General features: G+C 29.1%; 14 protein-coding genes and 1 riboswitch. Of the genes, 3 read left to right on the top strand and 11 right to left on the bottom strand.

Translation table 11 applies throughout. The features are described from left to right. Positions 1 to 98: 98 nt before the first annotated feature. Positions 99 to 182, bottom strand: a riboswitch (cyclic di-GMP riboswitch). A gap of 864 nt (positions 183 to 1,046) precedes the next feature. The 8 genes from L1S46_RS25430 to hflX form a co-directional block, all read right to left on the bottom strand. After that, entirely contained in the window at positions 1,047 to 1,331 is a 285-nt protein-coding gene (locus L1S46_RS25430; protein WP_238901328.1) for a hypothetical protein, read from the bottom strand. A 457-nt stretch (positions 1,332 to 1,788) separates the two neighbouring features. Continuing rightward, on the bottom strand, positions 1,789 to 2,241 hold the full coding sequence (locus tag L1S46_RS25425) for a cell wall-binding protein (RefSeq protein WP_238901327.1): 453 nt from the start codon (positions 2,239 to 2,241) through the stop codon (positions 1,789 to 1,791). A 1,538-nt stretch (positions 2,242 to 3,779) separates the two neighbouring features. Then, positions 3,780 to 4,517, bottom strand: a complete 738-nt coding sequence (locus L1S46_RS25420; RefSeq protein WP_012060379.1) for a YebC/PmpR family DNA-binding transcriptional regulator — start codon at positions 4,515 to 4,517, stop codon at positions 3,780 to 3,782. Positions 4,518 to 5,472: 955 nt separating this feature from the next. Continuing rightward, entirely contained in the window at positions 5,473 to 6,120 is a 648-nt protein-coding gene (locus L1S46_RS25415; protein WP_238901326.1) for a YigZ family protein, read from the bottom strand. 369 nt (positions 6,121 to 6,489) lie between these two features. Further along, complete coding sequence (locus tag L1S46_RS25410) at positions 6,490 to 7,932, bottom strand: PLP-dependent aminotransferase family protein (RefSeq protein WP_238901325.1); 1,443 nt, start codon at positions 7,930 to 7,932, stop codon at positions 6,490 to 6,492. A gap of 27 nt (positions 7,933 to 7,959) precedes the next feature. Then, the gene (locus L1S46_RS25405) at positions 7,960 to 8,880 is read right to left on the bottom strand and encodes a nucleotidyltransferase domain-containing protein (protein ID WP_023973250.1); all 921 of its coding nucleotides are present in this window, start codon (positions 8,878 to 8,880) and stop codon (positions 7,960 to 7,962) included. Between the two features lie 526 nt (positions 8,881 to 9,406). After that, positions 9,407 to 9,958, bottom strand: coding sequence for a hypothetical protein (locus L1S46_RS25400; RefSeq protein ID WP_238901324.1), 552 nt, complete (start codon positions 9,956 to 9,958; stop codon positions 9,407 to 9,409). Between the two features lie 82 nt (positions 9,959 to 10,040). Further along, positions 10,041 to 11,831 (bottom strand): GTPase HflX, encoded by a 1,791-nt coding sequence (gene hflX / locus L1S46_RS25395; RefSeq protein WP_238901323.1) that lies wholly within the window; start codon positions 11,829 to 11,831, stop codon positions 10,041 to 10,043. Positions 11,832 to 12,491: 660 nt separating this feature from the next. On the opposite strand from hflX, the gene hpt reads away from it, so the two are divergent. Next, positions 12,492 to 13,013 (top strand): hypoxanthine phosphoribosyltransferase, encoded by a 522-nt coding sequence (hpt, locus tag L1S46_RS25390; protein WP_023973253.1) that lies wholly within the window; start codon positions 12,492 to 12,494, stop codon positions 13,011 to 13,013. Positions 13,014 to 13,329: 316 nt separating this feature from the next. Here the strand turns inward: hpt and yunB are convergent, their stop codons facing one another. Next, positions 13,330 to 14,001: a sporulation protein YunB gene (yunB, locus tag L1S46_RS25385; RefSeq protein WP_077831760.1), complete on the bottom strand. Its 672-nt coding sequence runs from the start codon at positions 13,999 to 14,001 to the stop codon at positions 13,330 to 13,332. Between the two features lie 106 nt (positions 14,002 to 14,107). On the opposite strand from yunB, the gene L1S46_RS25380 reads away from it, so the two are divergent. Further along, positions 14,108 to 16,582, top strand: coding sequence for a PBP1A family penicillin-binding protein (locus L1S46_RS25380; protein WP_238901322.1), 2,475 nt, complete (start codon positions 14,108 to 14,110; stop codon positions 16,580 to 16,582). Between the two features lie 96 nt (positions 16,583 to 16,678). Here the strand turns inward: L1S46_RS25380 and L1S46_RS25375 are convergent, their stop codons facing one another. Continuing rightward, the gene (locus tag L1S46_RS25375; protein WP_238858821.1) at positions 16,679 to 17,539 is read right to left on the bottom strand and encodes a YcdB/YcdC domain-containing protein; all 861 of its coding nucleotides are present in this window, start codon (positions 17,537 to 17,539) and stop codon (positions 16,679 to 16,681) included. A 363-nt stretch (positions 17,540 to 17,902) separates the two neighbouring features. Continuing rightward, positions 17,903 to 18,310, bottom strand: coding sequence for a nucleoside-diphosphate kinase (ndk, locus tag L1S46_RS25370; RefSeq protein ID WP_012060389.1), 408 nt, complete (start codon positions 18,308 to 18,310; stop codon positions 17,903 to 17,905). 436 nt (positions 18,311 to 18,746) lie between these two features. Between ndk and L1S46_RS25365 the strand changes: the two genes are divergently transcribed. After that, the gene (locus L1S46_RS25365; RefSeq protein WP_077309112.1) at positions 18,747 to 19,019 is read left to right on the top strand and encodes an acylphosphatase; all 273 of its coding nucleotides are present in this window, start codon (positions 18,747 to 18,749) and stop codon (positions 19,017 to 19,019) included. Positions 19,020 to 19,154: the final 135 nt, after the last annotated feature.

Raw genomic sequence — 19,154 nt, 5'->3', positions numbered from 1 at the left:
TTTCGCGAAATTATTATATCACAAAGGGATGACTTATTTATTTTTTACAAATTCTGTTTATTCAACAACCTAAAAAAATATAAAAACCGGCCTTTATAAAATATAAAGGTCGGTTGCACTACTAACTCACCATATATAAAGTGCCCAATTAAAATATATGGATCAAAGTTTCCTTATGACAAAATATACTTGTTATTTCTTTTATTTCTTGCATAACATATTAAATGTAGCCAATATATGCCATAATAATTATACCATAATGATCATTAATTGGTCTATCTTGTTTCAAATTTTTCTTTTTATATTAATAATAATTATTAGGTGCTGCTACACTTTTATGTAAGTATTTAGATTAATTGCTATAAATATCTCTATTTATAATATCATATTTACAAAATTTTTACAACTATTCAATATTGTTGTTAATAATATTTTACATATGTTGCTTTTCAATCTAAATGAAATTTAAAAAGTAAGAAGTTGCTTTAAATATTGTTATTTTTTTCTGAAAAGGTAATTATATCTTATATTTATTAACTTCGGCATGCTGGCCTTAATCTGATTTTTTTTATTTCTTTCAATCACTCACCAAACTCTAGAACAAATCTTAATTTTATTTAAGAAATCATTTATACTTAATTAACATATATTACATATTTTTGCAATAATTATTTATTATAATGACATTGTAAGATATTTTCTTACTAATTATTTATCCTTCTATTTTAAAAAATATAATAACCTTTAGGGATAGCTTGTTGTACCAGCCAAGCTATCCCTTTTCTTTTACAATTAACAAATCCATAAGTAAACAAAAACACTTCCAATATCAATTAACTATGTATATAAATAAATGAAAATTTCTAACAGCTGAAAAAGATGTCCTTATGATAATGCCTGTATTGAGTCTTTTCATTCAATTTTGAAAAAAGCTTTAGTAAAGATAATAATTTAATAAAAATGTGTCCAAATTATTGATCCAAGTCCAATCACCCCACCGGAAATTATACCTAAAGGAACACTATTTCTAGAGTTCAATTAGTTTTTCACATCATCAATTCTATTTCTTTTACACAATTATCATTATTATTTGATACAAGTTTGGATTTAGATAGAGATTTAGGTACACTTGCTTTTTTATATTCACCATTTACAACCAATCTTATTTTTTGTAATAACTCTTTTGCTTCTTCATCAGCTTGAAGTTCTTTCTGCAAATTCTCAAATGTAAAAATTTCTTTTGTTTTAGCAAGCTTCTCTAATATCTCACGCTGTCTTTTACTAAACTTTTTATATGTATTTAATATATTTTTTAGGTTTATTTCTTCCATTTACTTCCTCCCCCGCATAACTTATTATACAAAAAGCGGCAAAATAATTCAACAATTTCAAATTAATTCTTAATAACTATAAATAGCACCTATGTATAAGCATTTATCATTATTGCTTAGATCAAAAAACACATACATTATCATTAAATTGCGCCTCCTTAGAGTCCACCTATCTTTTGCAGTATTAAGTAAATAGCAAACTATCTCTAATATACAAGCTGATTTTAAGTTAATAATATTATCTGTTGTAACTCTCGCTAAAGCGATTAACCATACCAAAAACAAACCCTATCTATATATTTTACCAACGCTACTTTAATAATAGCTACACATCCACAAAAATCCAACGTTTACCTGATTTTATTCGTGAAATTATACTTGCCGAAACATTATATATTCCTGTAATCTAATTATTTCTTTTACCTTCTTTCATTAGATTTCTTTATATATTATATTTTTACATTAGGCCACTAAGTCCCCAACATTTGCTGTGAGGCGCAGCACCAAGTCTTTTTGCTTGATTTAATGTGATTTCCCTTGTTTTATCACCACCACAATTTGGTGTTCTATGATACACACAACCGTTAATACTTAAATAAACCATTCTGCTATTATCTGCAATCACACCTGTCTTCTTAACATAATCTGGTATATTCGTAGTCCATGCGCCATCTGCATCTAGATAATAACTTCCGATGTATTGATTCTTAGCCATGTAACCATCAGAATAGAAGTAATACCATTTTCCAACTATTTGATTCCATCCAGTAGCATAAGAATCCCCGTTAGCATACCACCATTCAACATCATCCTGTTTCCATTCTGCACTCGCCCCTATAGATGTAAATCCTAGCAGAGTTAAACTTAGTAATCCTATACAAATCATTTTTCTAATAATCTTTTTCTTCATTATTATTCATCCCCTTAAATAAGTAGTTAATACAATTATACTGTATTCAGGAAACCTTTTCAAAAAAAAGAATATTCTATACAAATCCTATCTCAATATTGACAATTATATAAAATGTTTTTTGATTTCTTTTCAGCTGCTATCAATTCATCAAGGTAAAATTGCTTTGTATATGTAATCAAATATGCAATTATGGCTTACTTTTTAATATTTGAATATTCCAAAAGAACTTCCGCAATTATCTTTACAATATTGTAACCATACTTCATCACATTATAATCATCAATTTTGTTATAAAACACAATAAAATAGTAGGGAAAATAATTTTGATTTTCCTAAATCCGGCCAACATCATCCAATTTGAAAATTCCTTATCAACTTTCATAAATATATTAACCAATTCACTATTTCAAAACCTTAATTTTATTTAAGGAAATATTTATATTCAATCAACATATATTGAATATTTTTGTAATGATTGTTTGATATAGTAACATTGTAAGATAAATTCTTATCAGTTAAATATCCTTCCACTTAAGAAATATAATAGCCATTTATAGATAGCTTATTGTATTGGCCAAGCTATCCTTTTCCTTTTTCAATTATCTGATTGCTATTTCTAATTATTTCCTGAATTTTAGTCTATTTTTTAGCTTTAAAATAATTTTTACATTCAATTTACATAATAAACATAATTTTACAAAAATATTCACTATACTATTAATTTAAGATAATTTTTTATTGGTTTATTATCTTTCATACATTACAGCTACACTAATCATTTATGGATAACTTATTGGAACAGATAGGTTATCCTTTTTATTTTATAATTATTCAATTGTCATTTCATATACTGCCTTAAAGAAAACAATTCATATCAAGTTAATTAATTTGACATAATATTGTCACAATTACCTCTTATAATTAGAATTGTTAAGCTTATTAAATTATTACTGCGACTATAATTTAATATTGTCCAAATTCAGTACTATTTTCAAATGACTTATTACACCACGATAAGTCATTTTTTATTTTCTTACCAAAGGCTGATTTACTGAATAATTTTTAAGTTAGGCGTAACTTTAGATCTAATTAACTATGTACTATTTATCTGAGTTAAACTTAATTCTCCAGCAACTTCTAAAAAATTGTTGAAGAAATTACAACATACTCCCTTTAGAGCCTCGACGTATATACCAACCACGCAACGTTGCAAACATCATTTACACAGAAACCTCTATATGTAATCTCTTTATATTTGTCAACTGCCTAAAAAGTAAACATTAATAAATTATTATTTCTATAACTTTTCATAGTTCTTAGACTGTAATTTTATATTTGCAATTCTAAAATAAATTCTTCTAATAAATCTTTTAACAACAAAAAAACCACCTTCTATCAGTTTAGACAGAAAATGGTTTATAAAATATAACATACATCAATCTATTTTTAAAAATTTAATGTATATCGTAATTAATATTAGCCTTTACAATTTTTCAAAAACTTCTTGATATTAGTTATTCCAACAGTTCCAAAGACTATTCATCCCATCCTTCAGGGAATTCAGCGTTGTGGTAGACTTCTTGAACGTCATCATCGTCATCAAGTAGGTCTAACATCTTTTGGAACTTCTTAGCATCTGCTTCATCTATCGCTGTGTATGTATCTGGAATCATCTTAACTGAAGCTTCTAAGAATTCAATACCTTGTGCTTCTAATGCTTCTCTAACTGTTCCGAACTCTTCAGGTGCAGTTGTTACTACAAATACTTCTTCTTCTGATGCGAAATCTTCTGCACCAGCATCTAAAGCAATCATCATTAATTCATCTTCATCTTTATCTTCTTTTTCAATGACAATTTCGCCTTTTTCTTGGAACATAAATGATACACAACCTGATGTACCCATGTTTCCGCCGCCTTTTGTAAATGCACTTCTTACATTTCCAGCAGATCTATTTTTATTATCAGTAAGAGTTTCAACTATTACAGCTACTCCACTAGGTCCATAACCTTCATAAACTATATTTTCATAATTAACTGATGATAATTCCCCAGATGCCTTTTTAATTGCTTTTGAAATAGTATCATTAGGCATGTTTGCTGCCTTGGCTTTTGCAACTACATCTCTTAATTTTGCATTTATATCCTGGTTAGCTCCACCATTTTTAACAGCCATCACAATTTCTTTACCTATCTTAGTAAAAATCTTACCTCTTTTTGCATCTGTCTTGCCCTTTTTTGCTTGAATGTTATGCCACTTTGAGTGTCCTGACATATGTTTTCCTCCTTACTTTATTCGTAATAATTATCTCTATTTTTATAAATATATATTGCAATTAAGCCCCTACATCTTGATCTTATTTTAGCACTTAACTTACTAAAGTTTTAAATATAGCTTCATGTTAACAATATATATAATATCTATTTGTAACGATTCTTATTACAAGTTATTCATTTAATTAATTATTTTTTCTTTAAAATACAAAATCCAACAGCTATTATACCACATTTTACATAAGTTCACAATTATCCTATCACCAAATAATTCTCTATAATCTTTATTAAAATATAAAATTATATTACAGCCAAGTCTCTAGCTTTTTAACACAATTTTCGCCCTAGTCCATTAGAATTCAAATACAAACTTATCATTGCAGCATATATAAACTTAAGTTCTATATTATAAAAATTTATTGCTAAAACTATATTTTCACTTTGAAATAAAAATCTCTAGTAAAGTAGTTAATCATGAATAATAAATTTTATAATTAGCTTATATTCCTATACTTTCACAAATTCCTCGCTGAGATTTAAATAAGTAACTATAGACATTCCAATTATTAATTAGACTTATTCTGTGAACATATTTCCAGATTTACTGTATATAAATGATTATCTTTAGCTAGAAATCATAAATATATTTGTGAAGAAAACATTTGAAAATGAGCTGTTAAAGGTTCTTAGCTGTAGGTTGTTCCATTTTAGCTTGTGAAGTGAGAGTCCAAAATTTTATTTTGGGTTCTCGAACTTCCTCAGCAAATGTAATGAGTCGAGCTTCCCTAGGAAAGTTGGAGCATGCTAAAGTGGATACAACCTGCTGCTTAGAACCTTCAGCGATATTTTCATAGCTTTTCGGAATCAAAATATTTATGATTTCGGCAAGTTACCACATAAGTCTAGTTTTAAAGTTGGATATCTATAAGCAACGAACCATAATTCTAAAATACTAATTATATTTTCAAATATAATCTAGTTCCCTCTTTAAAATATATGTCCTCTTCACTTTTTCTAACTATTACTTTTCCGTTAGTAACTTCTACAATCTCGTTTTCTATATCTTCAGCCATTAACTTTTCAGCTAATATATTAACAATCACTTTATCGCTGTATTCAGTATCCTCTATATGCCAAGAATTTTGACCGCATGTATATTGAACTTTTCCAAACAAATCATATTCCATTTCAAAACTTAATTTTAAGCCTTCAACTTTTTCTACAACTCCAGCTGATTTTATTGCGATGCTGGCACCTTTTGTATAGGCTCTAGTTAAACCACCTGCCCCTAAAAGTATTCCGCCAAAATATCTCGTAACAACTACTGCACAATCTGTCACTCTACTTTTTTTCATCACTTCAAGAATTGGTATTCCTGCTGTTCCCTGTGGTTCGCCATCATCTGAGTACCTTTGAATATTCATGTCTTTTCCGATTATATATGCTGAGCAATTATGCCTTGCCTGCTTGTGCATATTCTTTATCTCATTTATAAAAGCTTTAGCTTCCTCTTCATTTTCTACCCTTTTTGCATAACCAATAAACTCTGACTTCTTTTCTTCAAATCTATCTTCCCCAAAGTCTTTTACTGTAATGTACGACATATCAATCTAGCTCCTTTTCAATCTAAAATCAGAATATATAGTACGCATATTGATTTAAAACAACTTTATACATACTTAAATAATTAGAATATTATAATACTTCCTATGCTGCATTTTCACTGCATATTCTGAAGAATATATATTGTACAGAATATATATTCTAATATTGTTTAAAATATATATTCTAAAATTCTTAAGAATATTAACATGAAGTGAAACTTAGCCTCAGAGGGAGTTTTTAGGTGCCCCTTGATGGTAAATCTCCCACTGAAGGTTAGTTGAACCTAGGGTCGTGCCACTGTTATCTCCCACTTTAATAGAATATGGGAATGTTACAGCTACTAGACATCCGATAAAATCTCTCACTAATTAATTTAACTGGTCACTTCTATGTTCTTTGGCTAAAATTAATTCTTCCTTAAGTATTTTCATACCTTTTTCAATCTTTTCTTTATCGGTTTGATAAAAGGCTATCCTAAAAGAATCTTGTCCATCATTTTGTGATGTAAAGAACATAGCCCCTGGAGTAATATATACATTTTTCTTTTTAAGTTTTATAAAAAGTTCTTTAGTATTAATCTTAAATTCATCTTTTAAAGTTATATAAAAATTTAATCCACCTTTTGGATCATTGTAGGTTAACATATCTTTAAATTCACTATCTAGAATTGTTTTTAAATGCGTATACCTTTTTATATATTCATCATTTAGATTTTTAATATTCTTTTTCCACTTATTGCTCGAAATATATAATTCCAAAGCTCTCTGCATTAAACTTGAAGTAGTTATATCTGTATTGTGCTTTGAATTTTGAAGAGTTTCACTGAATACTTCTGGTGCAACTAAGTATCCTAATCTTATTCCTGGAAGAAATATTTTCGAAAAACTTTTTATATAAATTACCCTATCATTTTTATCAAGCCATTTAAACGGCACATATTCTAATGAATTTTCATATATAAGTTCCGATAAATAATCATCTTCAATTATGTAAAAATCATAAATTTCTGCAAGGTCTAAAATTCTCTTCTTCTTTTCTATACTATAACTTACTCCTGTTGGATTTTGAAAATAACTCATTGTATAAAAACACTTTATTTCGTTTTTCTGTAATATCTTTTCAAATTTATTTAAGTTTATTCCATCTTCATCAATTGGCACTTCAAACAAATTAACTTTTCTCCATTTAAATACTGATAATGCTCCTACATATGTTGGCTTTTCAACTATTATATTATCATTTATATTTAATATTCCTTTAGATGCAATATCAATTCCTTGTTGAGCACCTGATATAATTATTATGTCTTCATTGTTTAATTTATTATTCCAAAATACTTTATTTATAGTATAAATAAGATTAGTATATCCATTTCTGTTGTCTGAAAGTAATGCATTTGCTCCATCTCTTTCTAAAACTTCATTTATAATTCCTTTTAAATCATCAATAGGGAATAACACTTCCCCTGTAGTCTCCCCAGTAAAATCTATTACATTAGTTAAATCTCCCATGGATATCTTTTTTAATGTATTTGAATATTCTTTTCTAAAATTTGAAGCAACTTCTTTTCTTTTTGCATAACTACCGCTTCCTACCTTTTGATAGGCATAACCTTCTGATTTAAGCTTATTGTATGCACTAACTATAGTGACATTGTTTACGCCTAATTTTTTTGACAGCTCTCGTATTGTTGGAAGTTTGTCTCCTTCTTTTATATTTCTTTTATCAATTAAACTCTTTATATAATTGGCTACTTGAATATACTTAGGGATATCATTATCTTTAAACGCAAAATCTTTATAAATATCCATAAAACTCTCCTTTAATTGATTGTAAGACTATTTTTTTGATTGTGCCTCATAACTCTTGTATGAATACACATTCTCTCTGACTAATTTTTCATTAGAAGGCAAATCCAAATTTTTAGTATCTTTCATTATTAATTTTCTCTTGTATAATTCCTTTAGTATATCTTCTATTTTTATATTAAATTCTTTGAACTCATCACTATTTTTTATCTCAAAGGAGCTTAAAAATGCATTTTTTTCATATAAATAATCTAATAAAGACTTAGCTGCCTCATTTATATTTTCATCTAGAAAATTCTCAATATAATCTACAGCGTTTTGTATATTTTCCTTTGCGCATTTATCATTAAACAAATTATCAACTATAACATTAAATTTATTATTTAAGTTTATAGCCATTTTTACTGCGTCCTTACTTACAGTGTATCCATTTAAATTTAAATATAACTTAGCGAAACTATCTAGAGCTCTAATTAAAACTTCATAAGATGTAAAGACACTATTGTTTTGCAAATACTTTTTAGTTACTCTAATATCTTTTATGACATTGCCTAAATACACCAAGTTCCAAGTTTCTCTATATTTATCTAAACTATATTTGGCTTTATTAAAAATGCTCTCAATTTCATCATCTCTTGAAAATATTATTTTAGAAGATATTAGCAAGTTCCTTATAACTCCTTTATTTCCATTACTTTCGTATAGTTCCAAAAAGCTTTCTTTATTTAGGACCTTTATATGTACCGGTACCCCTAGTATTTCAGAATATATGTCTCTAACATTATCAAATATATCCTTATATACAATGAATAAATCTATGTCAGATTCCTCCCAAAGATCACCGCTAATTATGCTTCCAAATGCAAATATAGCTAACACTTTTTTATTGGTCTTCAATACATTTATTAACTTTTCAGAGGATTTCTGATATTCTAATATGGATTTTGACACTTAATTTCACCTTCTTTTACCAAGACATTGTTCACTTTGTTTATCAGATGGATATCACCTAAGGCATTTATTCATTTTAACTAAAAAATAACGGTTGCATGCTTCTGAATTTCCTGCCCTTTAAGGCATAAGTCCAATTAAAATTTAGATAAAGCCTAATCACATCTCAATCAAAGTTTTACTTTATAACAAACTTACTAACATTATAACGTAAAGAAATATTTATTTAAAGGTACTACTTTACAGTACTATTCAAATCTATAATATTCGAAGAACAAAATCGCAGGCGACTGTGGAGCCGGATATTTTTTCACGCATCTGCCTTTTCGAACGCATGTGAGAAAAATCTGCACATCAGAAATAGCAGCTCTGCTGCATATAAGAACATTTTATGCAGGCGAATAAGATTTCTTTTTTATTCTTTTTAAAATACAAAAACTAGTCAATCAACCTTTTTTAAATTATCCACAGATTTTATTGGAATATAAATTCCTAAAGAATAAAAAAAGATTCTTAAATATAATATCTAAGAATCTTCTGTTCTATTCACAAATGGCGGACAATCTTTATCCATTTTCTTTATCTGATGTATGTAAATCTTCATGCGTCTGCTTAATGACTCTAATATCTGATTAAGTTCGTGATTCATTTCATAAACTAACTCCAATGATTCCCTTAGTTCTTTTCTCTCACCAAAAGTATTACTTTGTATTACCTGTGCAACTCCTGCTATGTTTAAAGATGATATAGAGATAAAGTACAATGCATCTAGTAAAGGACGTACCTCTCTAGTAAAATAAGTTAAACTTATCTGCTCGATTCTAATTGAAGCAACATTAGTTTGAGCTGTACTTATTTGTGCTATTGCTGTACTCATATTTGATAACTGTTCTAAAACTTGATTCTGCATATCTTTTAATTCATTATTTAAATCCGCTGATACATTACCATTATCTGCGTTACCAGCGGCCTCAGTCGCATTAGCACCTGTACTTCCCTGATTCAATACTCTTTGCGCAGTTCTTAGGGATCTTGCACTTCTCGGATCTGTTGGGTTCAATGGTCCACTTGTTTCCATAAAATATAGTCTCCTATAACAATACTTATTTTAAGTATATTACAGAAAGACTATATTTATTATTATATTTAATCAGTTAACCTTATGCCTTAGCGTATTCCTGAGTTTTATTAAAAACTTCATCATCTACTTCTGCTACCATATATGTTCCGTTATCCTTATATTCTTCTTCAAGTATTCTAGCATTTCTATGTAAGAAAGATTGGATATCACCTTTCTCATAAGGTATTAAATACTCTACTTTTCTATAGTTATATGGCAACTTTTCTTCAATTAAGCTTAATAATTTATCTAGGTTTATTCTTTCTTTAGCTGAAATTTCTATTACGTCAAAATTCCCTACTGCAAATTCTTTAATTCGTGCTTTTTGTTCTTCAGTAGCTTTATCTATTTTATTTAAAACTAATATTGTTTCTTTATCTATAGCCCCAAGCTCACTTAAAACTTCATTTACAGCATTATATTGATCTATTGCACTATCTGAAGATACATCTATTACATGGCATAGAAGATCTGAAAATATAACTTCTTCTAAAGTTGACTTAAATGCTTCAACCAAATCATGTGGTAATTTTCTTACAAAACCAACTGTGTCTGTAAGAGTTATTACTCCTTTTTTACTTAGAGTTACAGCTCTTGTTGTAGTATCTAATGTTGCAAAAAGCATATTTGCTTCAAATACTTTTTCCTTAGTTTTATTTTCATTTTTTGCTGCCAAATCACAAAGTGTATTTCTTAAAGTTGATTTTCCTGCATTAGTATATCCAACTAAAGATACTTTAGGAATATTTTCTTTTCTTCTCTTTTCTCTTTGTACTTCTCTAGTTCTTTTTATTTTCTTAAGCTCATCTTTTAAATCATATATTGTTTCCATTATATGTCTTCTATCTGTTTCAAGCTTCTTTTCTCCAGGCCCTCTAGTTCCTATACCACCACCTGTTCTAGATAATATAGTTCCGAGTCCCTGTAATCTACCTAATCTATATTTCAACTGAGCTAGCTCTACTTGAATTTTTGATTCTTTAGTTTTAGCCCTTGTTGCAAATATTTCTAATATTAATGTTGTTCTATCTATTACTTTAGCTCCTAATGCAGCTTCTAAATTTCTAACTTGAGATCCTGAAAGCTCATCATCAAATATTATTACATTAGCTCTTTCTACCTGTCTCATAGAGGCGATTTCCAATACTTTACCTCTTCCAATAAAGTATGCTGCATCAATTTTACTTCTGCTTTGAAATACAGTTTTTAAAACAGGTATGTTGCAGGCTTCTGTAAGCTCTGCTAATTCCTCTAGGCTTTCTTTTGTATCAGAACCAACTAATATTGCTTTTTCTTCTGTTTCCTCTATGACATCATTATTCTTAATTAAATTTTCTATAAATCTTATCCTATCTAAAATATTTATAGACATAATTTCATTTAAAGAAAGATTACTTTTTTCTTCTGTTTCTAATTTATTGTTATATAAACTAAGCATTCCCAAAGAAAAATCTATTATATTACCATCTGTTATAGCCACTGATATAATTGCATCTAGCTTTAATTTTAATAGAGCTGTTAAATCTAGCGCTGAAAGATTACAGTAACCATTTGGATGAGTATGTATAACTCTAACACCTGATAATCTCTTTTCATCTATATCTATTATTGGAACCTCAACAGATGTAGAATCTCCAATTGCAACAGATGTAACATTACCTTTTCTATTTATAGCTACACTGATTTCTCTTTCAATAAAACTAGAAACTCTAGAAATAATATTTAAAATTTCTTCATTACATATTTCATCCTTTAAATTTCTTATAGAATAAATATTCTCTAACTCTTCTATTAAAGATTTTCTAATCCCTTCAATATTTCCATATATCATATAAACACCTCACATTAGCCAAGGGATATTTAAGAAAATAACAAAACAGTATGTTTATCTATCTCGTGTCATACTGCATCGTTAGGTTTACCTTGATAGTTCTCTATGCGTTAAACCTTCCTACTTTCCTGACGCAAAATATACATATTAGAAAAGAGCCTGTATGTTGCACATAAGAACTTTTCATTACATCTTTAACTCGCTATTTTCCTCATATCCCTATCTTGACAACTTTCATATAATTTTATACTATTAATTCATTAATTATAACTTTAATAATCTACACTTGACAATATACATTTTATAAATTTAGAGTAAATTATCACATAACTTGAAAAATATGCACAATTTATAAACACCTATGAATGTTTTATCTGTAATCATATATATATTGCAAAAATAATTCTTCATCATAATTCTAAAAATATTGCAAGAATTTTAGCCGTAATTGTGAATTGTGAAATGTGCATTGTGAATTGCAACATATATATTATGTATTCTAAAACATTAAATTCATCAAAAATAAATTCAAACTATCAGTTATTGTAAACCAAATAGAATGAATTATATTATTTTAGAACTTATATGCTAATAATAAGCTGTGTATTTTTAAGGAAATGTGTACATTTGAAAAATAAATATAAAAGGAGTTTTTTAAACATGGAAGATAAGAAACGTAACATTCTTTTTTCTGAAGAACAAATTAATACAAGAATAAAGGAATTAGGGAAAACTATTGCTGAAGATTATAAAGGTAAAAAACTTTACATTTTATCTTTACTTCGTGGAAGTTTTATCTATGCTGCTGATTTAGCTAGAGCTATAGATTTAGATGCTAAAATAGGATTTATGACTACATCAAGCTACGGACATAGCGAAACATCTTCTGGGTCTGTTAAAGTAGTTAATGATATCTCTGATAATATTGAAGGATGGGACGTTCTTATAGTTGATGATATAGTTGATACTGGAATTACAATGGATTTCGTTTATAATTACATAAAAGGTTTGAACCCAGCTTCTGTAAAGACTTGTGTTCTTCTTGATAAACCTTCTCGTAGAAAAGTACATATACAACCTGATTACTGCTGTTTTGAAATTGACGATGTATTTGTAGTTGGATACGGATTAAACTATGGTGATTATTATAGAAATGTTCCTTACGTATTTAATTGGGAATAAAAATAAATATATAAAGCTGTTCAATCAAATATAGAAAAAAGGTTATAAGGCGAATTCTTATAACCTTTTTTCTGTGGATATCCAAATTAAGACCTGACTTTATGCATATAGCTGCCGAAATAAGAATTATGCTGTTGTTCCAGTTTCTAAGGAAATTATGATGGATGATTCTAAGATCACAAATTGCATGCTAAAGTGGATACAACCTGCTACTTAGAACATTCAGCGATATTTTCATAGTTTTTCGGAATCAAAACATTTATAATTTCGGTAAGCTATAGCATAAGTCTGGGTTATATAATGTTTATCTATACCTTTAATTTGTATCCCCACTCTTGCTCTGATCATTTGTAGGAAATCCAAGAGTTGTATTTGGTATTTTTCCAACTATGATTGTGTCTGAAACCGGAACTTGTGTGCTCACCTCAGCGTCTTGATTTCTTAGTGGAAGCCTAAGCCTAATTTTAGCTGTAACATTTAAGTATATCTTATGCCTAGTTTGATTAATTCCAGCACTTTCAAATTTAGATTCATAACTTGTACTTATATTTCCTATAGGCTCTATCTCAACACTTATCTTAGGGCCAACATTATAAAAGGCACTTTTATCACTCATCCAGCCTAAAGGAACTTTTATTGCAGTGTTCTTCATATCACTTAATTCTTTATTACATTCTGTAGACAATTCAGCTGCTATATAATTCAATTTTCCAGTATCCGCTTGAATTAAAATTATATTGCCTTGGTTGTCTTTTTCAATTTTTACCATCTCATCATACTTAAAATCTTTTGATAAAATATCTACACTTTTTTTATTTATTATATCTAATGTTTGGGACTTTGCCATTATTGTCGCTATTTCTGTCACAGAGGGCATGACCCTTTGATCAAAAAACACTACGGTTATGTTTAAAATGACAATAATAACTATAATAAGTACTATAAATGATATGTATTTATGCGTTTTTCGTCTTGTATAATATTGCATTGTCAACACCTTTATTATTGAGTTATTTATTTAATCATACTATAATTATGCTATAATGATATAGAATATTATTAAATTATATACCTTGTAATTTTAGGAGGATAAAATGGCAATTAATGATAACGTGAAAAAACCAAACAATGCCCCACGAAAAAAAAAGCCATCTAAAAAGAAGAAAAAGAAATCAAAAAAAATTTTTAAGGGCATATGTTTTGGTTTTATATTTTGTTTTCTTGCAATGTTAGTAGTATGTGCAGGTTATGCTTTTGCTATTATAAAAACTACGCCTCCTCTAAATGTCGATGCTGTATTAACTTTAAACCAACCTTCCAGTATATATGATAGTGCTGGGGACTTTATGGATAATATGCAGACTGATGAGGAGCGTTACGTTATAGATTCAAGCAAAATACCATCTAACTTAAAAAATGCTTTTGTATCCATCGAGGATGAAAGATTCTACCAACATAATGGAATAGACCTTCAGAGAATTGTAGGTGCAGCTTTTTTAGATGCAAAGAGATTTGTTACTGGACAAAAAGGACTACATGGAGCATCTACACTAACTCAACAATTACTTAAAAACACAATTTTAACTAATGATGTTTCTCTTGAAAGAAAGATAAAGGAAGCCTATTTAGCTATTAATTTAGAAAAAGCATTAACGAAGGATCAAATTTTAACAGCTTATTTGAACACAATCCCCCTAGGTGGTCATGTGTATGGAGTAGAGGCTGCATCTTTATTATATTTTGGTAAAAGCACACCCGATTTATCTTTGATTGAATGTGCATATCTAGCCGGAATTACTCAAGCTCCAAGTTCATATAGCGCTTATAACAATCAAAAGGATCCAAGTCCTTATATTAATAGAACACTTACTGTTTTAAGTCAGATGCACAAGCTTCAATATATTGATGACGCTCAATATGATAAGGCCGCTAACGATGTTAAAAATGGTGGTCTAGTATTTAAATCAATTAAAAAGGACTATAGATTAAACTATGAATGGTTTGTATATCCTGCTGTGTCTCAGGTAAAAGAAGACCTAAAGGAAAAATATAAATATTCAGATGAAGAAGTATCTAAATTAATGGTTAATGGTGGTCTTAAAATCTATACAACCATGGATAAAGAGCTTCAAGATTTTACCCAATCTACTTTAGATAATTATAAAAACTTAGGAATTAATAACAAGGAAAGCTACGATAAAGATGGCGTTCCTTTATTACAAGCGTCCGCAACAATAATGGATTACAGAAATGGTCATGTTCTTGCAATGGTTGGGGGACGTGGTAAACAAGGTCCGCAATCAATAAATAGAGCCTATAATGATTTGCGTCCTATCGGATCGTCTACAAAACCATTAACGGTATATGGTCCTGGTATAGATCAAAAAATTATAACTGCTGCAACCCCTATAAATGATGCACCAATACCTCCTGAAATCGGAAAGAAGTATTCTCCAGCAAAAGATGGTCCTTATAATCCTCTAAATTCTCCTAATGAATATTCAGGACTTATGACCTCAAGAGATGCTCTTACGCATTCAAAGAATACTGGTGCAGTTTTAACAGAAGATAAAATCGGTATGAAAACTGGTATTGAATACGGCGAAAAACTTGGTCTAAAGTATAACGCTGCTTCTAAGTCATCAATGGCAGCTGTTGCTTTAGGACAATTCAATAACTCTCCAAGTGATAGAGACGGTGGTAATACATCTATCTTAGCTGCTGCATATGGTAGCTTTGGTAACAACGGTATATATACAGATCCTATGCTATATACAAAAGTAGTTGATTCTACAGGTAAAGTTTTACTTGATAATACTTCGCCAAAACAAGCAAAAGTTTTTTCACCACAAGCTGCATATATTCTATATGATATGTTAAAAGGACCAGTAAATGAATACAATGCTACTGGTGCAAAGTGGGGCAATATGCCTGTTGCTGGTAAAACTGGTACTACTTCTAATTCCACAGATTTATGGTTTGCAGGACTTTCACCTTACTTATCAGCTTCTGTTTGGATTGGATATGATAATCCTAAAGAACTCCATGGTAGTTCAAGTGGGTGCGCTGTTGTTTGGGGAAAATTAATGGCTAAAGCTCATGCAAAGTTAGAGGTAAAAGATATAGAAGAGCCTAGCGGAATAGTAAAAGCTAGTGTTTGTAAGGATTCTGGTGAACTTTCAACTCTTTTCTGTAATTTTGACCTCAGAGGAAGCAGGGTTTATGAAGAATTATTCATCGATGGAACACAACCAACTTCAAATTGCACAATACACTCTGGTACTAATCGATATAATTTTAATAACGGATCTTCAGCTAATTTAAACCCTGCAGATAATAATTCAAATTCAGGTAATACCCCAGCAGATTCCGAGACTCCTCCTGTAACTAATAATGACACACTAGCTCCACCTGTCGTTGGTAGTACGGAACCTTCGCAGAAAACTGAAAATAATAATGAGAATAATAATTCAAATTCTAATAATGCTAGCACTGGTGGTAACAAGAATACTACACATAATTCTTACGGACCTGGTAGTAACAATCAGCATCCACCAACAAATAATTAAATAGCTCAAGTATATTATGAATTTGCTAAATTTTAAATTTCTATAAAATGAAAAAAGATAGAGGATAATCAAATATCAGATTAATCCTCTATCTTTTTATTTATTTGTAATGACTTCTTTTTCAGCGCCATCTTTTAATATATTTAAAACATCACCGCTCTCAGCGCTAATAAAAAACTTCCAACTAATATTTGCACCCTTATCATTTTTACCATCTATAGTTACAATGTAACAGACTTCATATATTGGATTTTTTTCTTTTTCCATTCTATTATCTGCATAAACTAAATCAGTTTCATCTTTAACTACAGTTTCTTTATTGTATTTTTCAAAAGAATCCACAGATATTTTTTTTGCTTCTTCACTAGAAATATTTATTACAGGATCTTTACATTCCCTTTGCATTGTAGAGTTGGAATACCCATCTAGAAATCCACTTTCTTTATCAATATTTAATTTTATTTCATCGAAATAAAACGGATATCCGTTCTTTTGCTTTGTATATATGAATGAGTAATATGGCAGCTTTTTAGCATCCTCATTGCTATTAATTGTCTTTAAGACTACATCTCCATCATATATGTTCTTTAAGTACCCTTCTGCTAAAGTTCTAGCATCTTGTAAATTAACTTTTGTTGCATTTGCTGGAATTTCTTTTTTTGCAAAACCTATTACATTATTATCTTTATCTAAATCTATACCAAAACCTTGAGTTACTATACTTCTATGAACTAATTCATTCTGACTATTTAGCGTCCTTCTTCTTTCATATTTTATAGATTCTAAATTTTGTTCAGTATTTATTGCATTAATTGAATATAACCTAGCCATAAAATCCTTAGATGCCCTAATATCTTTTGCACCTGGACCAATCAGATTATACAGTATTATGACTATTATTATGATGAGACAAACTAAAATTATTCCCCCTATAATACTCGCTTTCCTTAACTTCATTAATTACCTCCCTTGCAGACTTAACATTGCTATTCTATTTTATTATACCATATTTTTATACTAGTCACATTCAAAAAAATAACAATTCCATCTGTTCCAAATGTGCTAGTTCAAAGCTTGTTCTTTGAGGCTAGCACTTTGGGTGCAACTTTATAGCCTTAGAATTACCCATCAAAATTACCTAAAAACTGGAACAAAAGTATATTATTCATTTCGGTGAGGTATACGCATAAGAGTATAGATTATAGTTGTTTTATCTATATTCTCCACACACAAAAAGACCTACTTTAAATACTAATTGTTATTCTAAGTAGGCCTTTTTAAATCTAATATTCAATTATTCATTGATTTAAAGTCCGTATTTTATATTTCTGGAAACCATAAAGCAATTTCTTCTTTAGCACTTTCTACAGTGTCTGATGCATGAACACAATTTTCTGTCTTACTTCTAGCATATCTATGTCTTATTGTTCCTTCTTCTGCATCTGTTGGACTAGTTGCTCCATTAATCTTTCTTATTCTTGCTACAGCATCTTCACCTTGCAATATTAATGCACATAGCGGGCTCCTTGTTATAAACGTTATAAGTTCCTCATAAAAGTCTTTTCCTTTATGTTGACTATAATGCTTTTCAGCAATTTCTCTTGTAGCTCTCATAAGCTTTAGGGCTACTATTTTTAAACCATTATCTTCATAACAACTTAAAATATTTCCTATTATATTTCTTTCTACTCCATCTGGTTTAACTAATACTACGCTTCTTTCAATCATACGAAGACCTCCATATAGTGTAATTAATTCATATTATTCCCTAATACATATACATTATACTAAAGATTCTGAAAATTATAAATACTTTTGTGATTATCATCTAATTTTTAGATATATTATGATATAATAAAAAAACAAAGAATGAAATATATGTTAGGTTATATGAATCACTATAGCTAGGAACAATCAAATAATAACAAGTATATTTGCCATCCTATTTTACATCATTGGAAGCTCGACTCGCATGCGCTCACTGAGTATTCACAGAGTAAGCGGCCATCATCAAATCACAGATTTGAATGTCTGCTTAAATAATTCACACCAAATCATAGATTTGGTTTCTCTGCTCATCAGCAAATTGACCTAATAGGCCTAATATGAGAAAAACATATTTTATCAAAAGTATCGATTTATAAAGGAATTGGAGGATAAACACATGATTAGATATTCAGCAATAGTACAAGGAAGAGTACAAGGTGTTGGTTTTAGATATTTTATTCAGCTCACAGCTTGCAAACTAAATTTAACTGGTTGGTGTAGGAATCTTATGAACGGAAATGTAGAAATTGAGTTTCAAGGACTAGAAACTAATGTCTTATCTTTCGTGTCCGAAATAAAAAAAGGAAATGGATTTGCTAAAGTTTCCGATATAGATTTAAATATACTTCCAGTATTAGATGGTGAAAAAAAGTTTTCAATTAAATATTGATGAAGAAAATAGAATGTATGAGTGCTAAGAATTTAACTTATCATACATTCTATTGTTTAATTTCGAGTCTGTCAAGACTTTCGTGTAAACTTCAAAAAGTAATATGTTTATTTTATAAGGTTGGAGGTAGAATAA

This window comes from Clostridium sp. YIM B02500 (genome assembly GCF_022324665.1).
Classification (GTDB): Bacteria; Bacillota; Clostridia; order Clostridiales; family Clostridiaceae; genus Clostridium; species Clostridium beijerinckii.
Note: the sequence above shows the minus strand (reverse complement) of the source record. Positions and strands in the feature narration are given on the sequence as shown.